We start from the raw sequence: 8882 nt of genomic DNA on the forward strand, positions 1-8882 counted from the left end.
AAGACAAGGGAGATTACGAGCATTATTAAATATATGCCTGCGGTTGTCTATATCAAAGACAAAGAATATCGATATGTAATGGTCAATTCCCAGTTTGAAGAGTTGTTTGATGTGCGAAAACAGGAGATCGTTGGCAAAACCGACTATGAAATATTTCCGGAGAAGATAGCCGCTCAGTTTCGTACGAACGAGGTGCGAATTTTCAAGGAGAGGCAGTCGATACAGGTAGAGGAAAGCGTCTCTCAGAAGGATGGCATCCATACCTATCTTTCAGTAAAATTTCCTCTTTATGATGAACGGGAATCTGTACGAGGTTTATGTGGGATAGCAATGGATATAACCGTAATCAAGAAAGCCCAGGATCAACTGAGACGCCTTTCCGGTGGTGTCATAGCCAGTCAGGAGAAAGAGCGTGCCGCCATAGCCCGGGAACTGCATGATGAACTGGGCCAGATGCTCACGGCGCTGCGCATGGATTGTGTGTGGCTTATGAAAGGCCTGGGTGAAAATGATTCCCAAATGGTAGAACGGGCGTTGACAATGTGTAACCTTATCGATAGGACCATTGATGAAGTTAAAGATATGGCAACTCGTCTTCGCCCGGGGGTGCTCGACCACCTTGGACTCATTGATGCGCTGGAATGGTACACCACGGATTTTGAAAAACGCACGGGACTTGCCTGTTTTTTTGAGCGTCTGAATGTGCCGCACATAAATAATGTACTTTCTACGGCGACCTATAGAATTGCACAGGAGGCTCTTACCAATGTGGCCCGACACTCACATGCTACCCGTGTAGATATTATCCTGGAAGCAGAAGATGGAACATTGGCTCTTACAGTAGTAGACAATGGTCATGGATTTGATATGCGAAACATTTCGGAACCTGACTGTCTGGGGATAATAGGGATGCGCGAGCGTGCCAATCTGGTTGGCGGCAACCTGGAAATTCAATCGCAACAGGGAAAAGGCACTCAGGTCTATTTCAGAGCGCCTATCAATGACCAGAAAGGGGTAGTTCATTGATTAAGGTTCTATTGGCAGATGATCATAGCATTGTTAGAGCCGGCCTTCGACGTATTGTTGAAGAGAGCGGAGAAATGACAGTAATCGCGGAAGCGGCCGACGGCAATGAGGCCATTAAACAGGTACGGGAAACACTGCCTGACGTGGCGGTGGTCGATATTTCCATGCCCGGCATGGATGGGCTGGAGGTGCTTAATCAACTTCGTTCTTATTGTCCGGAGCTGCCAATTCTCATCCTTACAATGCATGAAGAGGAACAGTATGTTTTCCGGGCGATAGGTGCAGGAGCCAGGGGATATATGACCAAGCGATCGGCGCCGGAGGAACTCGTGAATGCCATTCGAAAGGTTCATAGCGGTGGACGCTACCTCAGTGATTCAGCGGCGGAGGCATTGGCGCTCCGCTTGGGCAGGGGAACGAGCAACATGTCTTTGCTGGATACTCTTTCCAACAGGGAAATTCAAGTATTGAGATGTCTGTCTCTGGGAAAGACGAACAGCGAGATTGCAGAAATTTATCACATCAGTATAAAGACAGTCGATACTTACCGCTCTCGCCTTCTCAGGAAGCTCAATCTGCGGAACAATGCGGAGTTGTCACGATTTGCCATACAAAACGGGCTTATCGAACCATGATTTTCCTTTCTGTGTAAGAAAATATCTGACAAAAAAATCAGAAACTGCCTGATTTTCAACTTACTTCTCACGTGATAGCGTCACACCATAAATTAGACCTCATTACTCTTGTTGATTTTACTTAAGTTATAAATTACAATGAAAATCGGAATTTGAGGGGTTTGAAGGAAAAGTGTTTAACTAAATTTTAACCCTAAAAGGAGGAGGTAATTATGAGAGTTTTAAAAATTTTGATGGTATTCCTTTTATCAGTAACCTTGTGTTTCACTTTCGGGATGTCGTCTTCTATGGCCGCCGGTTCAGTGAAGGTGGGTATTGTTCTCCCGCTTACCGGTGCTCAGGCTAAATTCGGAGAGGTTGAAAAGCTCTCTTTCGATCTTGCACTGGAAGAGATCAATGCGGCAGGTGGCATTAACGGTAAAAAACTGGAGCTGCTCATAGAAGATGATACGGGGCGTCCGGAGGTTGGCCGTTCCGTCGTTGAAAAACTTATCACCAAAGACAAGGTTGTGATGCTTGGTGGTGGGTACAGCAGTTCGGTAACTTACGCCGTGGCCGGTGTCTGCCAGCAAAACGCGATGCCTTTTCTTGTCAATACCGGTTCTGCGGATAAGATTACCACTTCAGGATGGGATTGGATATATCGTTTAAATCCGCCGGCAAGTCACTATGCAGATGCTGTTGAAAGTCTACTGGTAGCAACAATCAAACCCAAATCGGTTGCAATCCTTCACGAAAATTCTCTTTTTGGAACGTCTGGTGCGAAAGCCTTTGAAAAGACCTGTAATAATTTGGGAATTAAGGTTCTTTTAAAACAGGGGTATGAGCATGGCGGAATCGATTATAGGCCGGTTTTGACCCAGATTAAACGACTCAATCCCGATATCATATACATGGTATCCTATATCATGGACGCCTCTCTTCTCATGAAGCAGTCGAGAGAAATGAAACTGACGCCGAAGATGTTTATTGGTGGTGCGGGCGGATTTACCCTTCCCGAATTCGTTGAAAATGCGGGGAAAGCTTCTGATAAAGTTATTTCAGCCACACTCTGGCATCAGGTTCTTCCTTTCCCGGGGGCGATGGATTACTATAACAAATTCGTAGCCAAATATAATCGAGACACAGAATATCATGGGGCAGAGGCATATGCCGCGTGCTATGTGATCGCTGACGTTCTGAAAAGGGCCAAATCGTTCGGGAATACCGATATCAAGAAGGCGCTTTCTGAAACAGATCTGATGACGGTTTTTGGGCAGGTTAAATTTGGCACCTGGGGTAAGATGATAAACCAGAATAAAGCAGACACCTATGTCGTTCAGTGGATTGATGGAAAACTGGAAATGGTCTGGCCTGAAAAGGCTTCAACGAAAAAATTCGAATATCCTGTGGACTGGCTGAAGGTCTGGGGATACTAAATTAAAACAAATTAAGGAAGTGGGCTGCCATCGGAGATGGCCGATGGCGGCTCACTTGCAACAAGAATTTTAAAGAGAGGAACATTAAATGGATGTTTTGATCCAGACGTTAGTAGCGGGGGTTCTTATAGGTGGTATTTACTGCCTGATCGGAATTGGAATGTCCCTTATCATGGGCGTCATGGGGATTATAAACCTCGCCCACGGTCAGTTGATGATGGTCGCCATGTATATTACCTTTGTCTTATCCTCTTATATGCATGTTGATCCCTATTTTTCGCTCATTGTCGCAATGCCGGCCCTGTTTCTCCTTGGCTGTTTTCTGCAAAAATATCTGTTGAATCCGCTGATGAAAATCGATTCTATCCTTCCTGAAAATCAGGTTTTGATGACCGTGGGAATAGGCATGGTCCTTGCTGAGATATGCAGGTTTATTTTTACTTCAGATTACAAGACAGTTCAAACATCGTACGGTGGTGAAGCTTTCTTTATCGGTAATATTTCTTTTAATCTGCCGATGTGTATAGCCTTTATCTTTGCGATTGTTATTACGCTTGCGCTTTTCTGGTTTCTCGCCAAGACGGATACCGGTCGTTCCATCCGTGCCACTGCGCAGGATAAGGAAGCGGCGACTCTGATGGGTGTGAACAGCACCCGTATTACAATCATAACCTTTGGCCTGGGTTCGGCATTGGTAGCGTCGGCTGGAAGTTTGTTGATACCGATCTTTTATCTTTTCCCCGATATTGGAGGCCCATTTACCCTGAAGGCGTTTGTTATTTGTATACTGGGAGGCTTGGGAAGTACTGTGGGGGCAATTTTTGGCGGGCTCACGTTGGGTATTGCCGAATCTCTCGGCGCAACGTATGTCGGCATGGGTTATAAAGAGATGGTTGGTTTTGTAATTTTCGTAATTGCCCTGGTATTCTTACCTGGTGGTTTGGTCGGTATAAAACGTCTTATTAAATCATAGAGGGGACGGAACTGTGATGAAAAAAAATTTGACATTAATTATTCTGGGAATTGTTTGTTTGGTTTTCCCGTTGGTTGTCCGCTCTGATTATTATCAGCACCTGGCCATCATTGTTCTTATATGGGTTATCGTCGGTTCTGCGTGGAATCTTCTGGCAGGTTACACCGGTCAGGTATCTTTTGGACATGCCATATTTTTCGGTGTCGGCGCGTATACCGCGGGTATATTTGCTACTAAACTGGGGATATCTGCTTGGTGGGGTATGATGTTCGGGGGCATCGCAGCCATGTTGATCGGGCTTTTTGTTGGCTGGGTCTGTTTCAGGTTGAGAGGTCCTTATTTTGCCCTGGGCACTCTCGCCGGAGGCGAAATTATCAGACTCATCGCCACCAACTGGGAAAGCCTGACAGACGGGATGGTGGGGATTCTCATTATCCAGTCTTTCAGAAGCAAGCTCCCTTATTATTATATCGCGCTACTATTAGCTTTTGCCTGTGTTTTTGCCATACATCTGATTATGAAGTCTAAATGGGGATATTATTTCGTCTCCATAAGGGAGAATCAGGAAGCTGCAGAATCCTTGGGCATAAATACGCTTCTTTATAAAAATGTGTCCCTTATGGTAAGTTCCTTTTTCACAGGAATGGCAGGAGCTTTTTACATGAATTATATGGCGTTTATCGACCCTGAGGTGGTGTTTTCCCTGCACTACATATCCATTATGGCGATTCTGGTCGGTATAGTGGGCGGAGTCGGCACCATCATGGGGCCTGCTGTAGGTGCCTTTATTATGGTAGGAGTTCAGGAAACATTCAGAAGCTCGTTCTTTGGCCTGGCTCCGGCATGGATAAGCCAGGGACACGCGATGGCTTTCGGCCTGCTGGTCGTATTTGTGATCATGTTTTTAGCAAATGGTGTAGTGGGCGATTGGTCGAAAATTAAACGGTATGTTTTTAGAATTAAACCATCATCTGTCTCATAAGGAAGTGGAGGGGAAAATATATGGCACTCCTTGAAATAAAAAATCTTGTTAAAGCCTTTGGAGGGCTTAAAGCGGTTAACGATGTTACTTTTCATGTAGACGAAGGTGAGATATTCGGTCTTATCGGACCGAACGGATCCGGAAAAACCACCACCTTCAATTGTATCAATAATTATTATCCTATTACGTCCGGGGATGTCGTTTTCAAAGGTAAAAGTATAAAGGGGTTGAAGACTTATAAAGTCTGCCACCTTGGCATAGGCCGGACCTTCCAGGTTGTCAAACCCCTTGCCAGGATGACGGTGTTGGAAAATGTAACAGCATCTGCTTTTTGCCGAGTCAATGCCATAGGGGAAGCCGAAGAAGCAGCGCTAAAGGTGTTGGAGTTCACTAATCTTATAGGGGAAAAGGACAAGTTGGCGAAAAGTCTTCCTATAGGGGGAAGAAAGAGGCTTGAAATTGCCCGTGCTCTTGCTACAAAACCGGAACTTATACTTCTTGACGAGACCGCGGCAGGATTAAATCCTTCAGAACTTGATGAGGCTATTGAGCTGATTAAAAAGATGAGGGATAGCGGGATTACCATCTTGATTATAGAACATATAATGAAGGTAATCATGACAATATCGGATCGTATCCATGCTATCAATTTCGGCCAGACCATTGCCTCAGGCACCCCTGAGGAGGTTGCCAATAATCCGGCGGTAATAGAAGCCTATTTGGGGGTTGAATAATGTTAAAGGTTAACGGTATAAATGTTTTCTATGGAGATCTTCAGGTTATCTGGGATATTACCTTTCATGTAAAGGAAAAAGAGATTGTAGTTCTGGTTGGTGCTAATGGAGCTGGGAAATCCACCACGCTCAAGACTATATCCTCCATGCTGACGCCGCAGAAGGGAACAATAGAGTTTGGTGATGGTATTCGTCTCGATCAGTTGCCGGCCAGTAAGATTATTGAGCATGGTCTCGTGCATGTTCCTGAGGCGAGACGTCTATTTCCCGATATGAGCGTAGAGGAAAACCTTATTATGGGTTCACTCACTGCCGAGGCTAAAGGGAAGCGCAATGAAACAATGGAACATGTTTACGGGCTTTTCCCGATACTCGGTGAAAGAAAAAAACAGATGGCAGGAACCCTTTCAGGGGGGGAGCAGCAAATGCTGGCTATAGGCAGAGGACTGATGGGTCATCCAAAGATGATGATGTTTGATGAACCCTCCTTGGGCCTTTCGCCGCTTCTGACGCAGCAAATCTTCGGTATGATAAAAAAGATCAATGGAGAGGGTGTTACGATTCTTCTCGTTGAACAGAATGTCAGGCAGACTCTGGCCATGTGTCACCGGGCCTATGTCCTGGAAAATGGAAGGACAGTTCTTGAGGGGACAGGTCAGGAGTTGATGCATAACGAGCATGTGAAAGAAGCTTTCCTGGGGATATAAAGCTTTTATTACGGGTTTCTTGCTCGTTGATATATGGCGGTAAAATAGGGTCTTTAGTAGAAAAATTGAATACTTCGGGGGCTTTGAAAGATGGGTTTTTCCCTTGGATGACACGCAGGGTAAACCCATTTTTCAAAGCCCTCACTTTCTCTGCGGAATAACTTCCGTAATGTATTGGTTTGCTTAATCCCCAGATACGACTTAAATGCGAAAGAGGGAAAATTAAAAATAGAAGGAGTTGAAAGATGGGCGATGACGAGAGGGTTCAATTAAGGGACGTCTATCCGGTACCGGAGGCGGCAAAGTTGAAGGCTTACATAAAGGGCAGGGAAGAGTACGACAGTCTCTACAAGCGCTCTTTGGATGACCCTGACAATTTTTGGGGTGAGATTGCTTCGGAATATGTTTCATGGTTCAAGAAGTGGGACAGCGTTGAGGACTACAATTTTGACGTGCGTAAGGGTCCCATATACGTCAGGTATTTTGAAGGCGGTAAGCTTAACATTTCCTACAACTGTCTTGACAGGCACCTTGAGACGAGGGGTGACAAGACAGCTATCCAGTGGGAGGGCAACGAGCCCGGTGAAGACAAGGCGTATACTTACCGGGAACTCCACGAGGAAGTCTGCAAGTTTGCCAATGTTCTCAAGTCACACGGTATCGAGAAGGGTGACAGGGTCTGTATTTATCTTCCGATGATTCCGGAGCTTGCGATAGCGATGCTTGCCTGCACACGTATCGGCGTTATTCACAGCATTGTTTTCGGAGGATTCAGTGCTGATTCTCTGAAGGACAGGATTCAGGACAGCGAGTCGAAGATGCTCATTGTCTGTGACGGCACCTTTCGCGGGGCCAAGGCGGTTCCCCAGAAGGCGAGTGGTGACAGGGCAATTGAGGAGTGTCCTTCTGTGGAGAAGGTGATCGTTGTAAAGAGAGTTGGCGACAAGATTGAGTGTAACTGGAATGAGGGGAAGGATTTCTGGTGGCATGAAGAGATGGCTAAGGTGGATGCGGATTGCGAGCCGGAATGGATGGATGCCGAGGACCCACTTTTCATTCTCTATACATCAGGTTCCACGGGGAAGCCGAAGGGTGTTATGCACACCACCGGCGGTTATCTTGTTTTTGTAGCCTATACGCACAAGATGATCTTTGATTATCACGAGGATGACATTTTCTGGTGTACCGCAGACATCGGCTGGGTTACCGGTCACAGCTATATTGTTTACGGGCCGCTCTGCAACGGTGCCACCTCGGTAATGTTCGAAGGTGTGCCCAACTATCCGGATATCAGCCGTTTCTGGAAGGTTGTGGAAAAATACAAGGTTAACATTTTTTATACAGCTCCTACGGCGATTCGTGCTATAGCCAAGGAGGGTGATGAATGGGTAAAGAAGGCCGATATATCCTCTATCAGGATTCTGGGTACGGTAGGTGAGCCGATCAATCCCGAGGCATGGAACTGGTATTACAATATGATTGGTCGTGGCGAGTGTCCGATTGTTGATACCTGGTGGCAGACGGAGACAGGCGGGATTTTGATAACACCGCTTCCCGGTGCGATTGATATCAAGCCTGGCATGGCTACCGTTCCCTTTATGGGAGTATGGCCGGCCCTGGTAGATGATGAGGGCAAGGAGTTTGAGGAGACGGTTGCAAGCGGTGCCCTTGTCATAAAGAAACCATGGCCCGGCATAATGAGGGCTGTTTATGGTGATCCGGAGAGGTTCAAGGAGACCTATTTTGAGCAGTTCCCCGGTTATTACACCGCAGGCGATGGTGCACGCAGAGACGAGGACGGTTATTACCAGATAACGGGTCGTATCGATGACGTTATCAATGTTTCCGGTCACAGGATGGGGACGGCGGAGGTTGAGAGCGCCCTGGTTGCCCACTATGCTGTTGCCGAGGCAGCGGTTGTCGGTTATCCCCATGAGCTGAAGGGTCAGTCGATTTATGCCTATGTTACCCTGAATGCCGGTATTGAGAAGACGGAAGAGTTGAAGAAAGAGCTGGTGGCCCATGTGAGGAAAGAGATTGGTCCCATTGCCACACCTGAGAAGATACAGTGGGCGGATGCTCTTCCCAAGACGCGAAGTGGAAAGATTATGAGGAGGATCCTGAAGAAGGTTGCGGCGGATGACGTAACTGCTCTGGGGGATACAAGTACCCTGGCAGATCCTTCTGTTGTGGATGTAATCGTTAAAAACAGGTTGTAGGGGAGATGAAAAAGCATGATAAGAGTATTGATTGAAAGACACTGTCTGCCGGGGAAAGAGGATGAACTCAGGAACCTTATACAGGAAATTAGGTCAGATGTGATACGGCGGCTCGGCTACATTAGTGGTGAGACGCTCTGGGCTTCGGATAATCCCTTGCACTTCTTGATCATCAGCACATGGACGAC

The 8882-nt window shown here is 46.5% G+C and carries 8 protein-coding genes; all 8 read left to right on the forward strand.

Translation table 11 applies throughout. The features are described from left to right. On the forward strand, positions 1-1026 hold a 1026-nt coding region (locus Q7J27_07390), incomplete at its 5' end, for a PAS domain-containing protein (GenBank protein ID MDO9528964.1). Then, positions 1023-1661, forward strand: a complete 639-nt coding sequence (locus Q7J27_07395; protein ID MDO9528965.1) for a response regulator transcription factor — start codon at positions 1023-1025, stop codon at positions 1659-1661. The genes Q7J27_07390 and Q7J27_07395, both read left to right, overlap by 4 nt. A 212-nt stretch (positions 1662-1873) precedes the next feature. Beyond that, positions 1874-3079, forward strand: coding sequence for an ABC transporter substrate-binding protein (locus Q7J27_07400; protein ID MDO9528966.1), 1206 nt, complete (start codon positions 1874-1876; stop codon positions 3077-3079). An 88-nt stretch (positions 3080-3167) separates the two neighbouring features. Further along, the gene (locus Q7J27_07405) at positions 3168-4052 is read left to right on the forward strand and encodes a branched-chain amino acid ABC transporter permease (GenBank protein ID MDO9528967.1); all 885 of its coding nucleotides are present in this window, start codon (positions 3168-3170) and stop codon (positions 4050-4052) included. Between the two features lie 16 nt (positions 4053-4068). Continuing rightward, entirely contained in the window at positions 4069-5034 is a 966-nt protein-coding gene (locus Q7J27_07410; GenBank protein ID MDO9528968.1) for a branched-chain amino acid ABC transporter permease, read from the forward strand. Between the two features lie 20 nt (positions 5035-5054). After that, a complete protein-coding gene (locus tag Q7J27_07415) occupies positions 5055-5768 on the forward strand; it encodes an ABC transporter ATP-binding protein (protein ID MDO9528969.1) in 714 nt (237 codons plus the stop codon). Further along, entirely contained in the window at positions 5768-6475 is a 708-nt protein-coding gene (locus Q7J27_07420; protein MDO9528970.1) for an ABC transporter ATP-binding protein, read from the forward strand. The genes Q7J27_07415 and Q7J27_07420 overlap by 1 nt, the downstream gene beginning before the upstream one ends. A 245-nt stretch (positions 6476-6720) precedes the next feature. Then, positions 6721-8694 (forward strand): acetate--CoA ligase, encoded by a 1974-nt coding sequence (gene acs, locus Q7J27_07425; GenBank protein MDO9528971.1) that lies wholly within the window; start codon positions 6721-6723, stop codon positions 8692-8694. The last annotated feature ends 188 nt before the right edge of the window (positions 8695-8882 follow it).

Source organism: Syntrophales bacterium (assembly GCA_030655775.1).
GTDB lineage: Bacteria > Desulfobacterota > Syntrophia > Syntrophales > JADFWA01 > JAUSPI01.

Bases quoted from the DNA above. Each gene is read 5' to 3' on its own strand.
- Q7J27_07420 (MDO9528970.1), top strand. From the start codon at position 5,768: ATGTTAAAGGTTAACGGTATAAATGTTTTCTATGGAGATCTTCAGGTT.
- Q7J27_07410 (MDO9528968.1), top strand. From the start codon at position 4,069: ATGAAAAAAAATTTGACATTAATTATTCTGGGAATTGTTTGTTTGGTT.
- Q7J27_07400 (MDO9528966.1), top strand. From the start codon at position 1,874: ATGAGAGTTTTAAAAATTTTGATGGTATTCCTTTTATCAGTAACCTTG.
- Q7J27_07405 (MDO9528967.1), top strand. From the start codon at position 3,168: ATGGATGTTTTGATCCAGACGTTAGTAGCGGGGGTTCTTATAGGTGGT.
- acs (MDO9528971.1), top strand. From the start codon at position 6,721: ATGGGCGATGACGAGAGGGTTCAATTAAGGGACGTCTATCCGGTACCG.
- Q7J27_07415 (MDO9528969.1), top strand. From the start codon at position 5,055: ATGGCACTCCTTGAAATAAAAAATCTTGTTAAAGCCTTTGGAGGGCTT.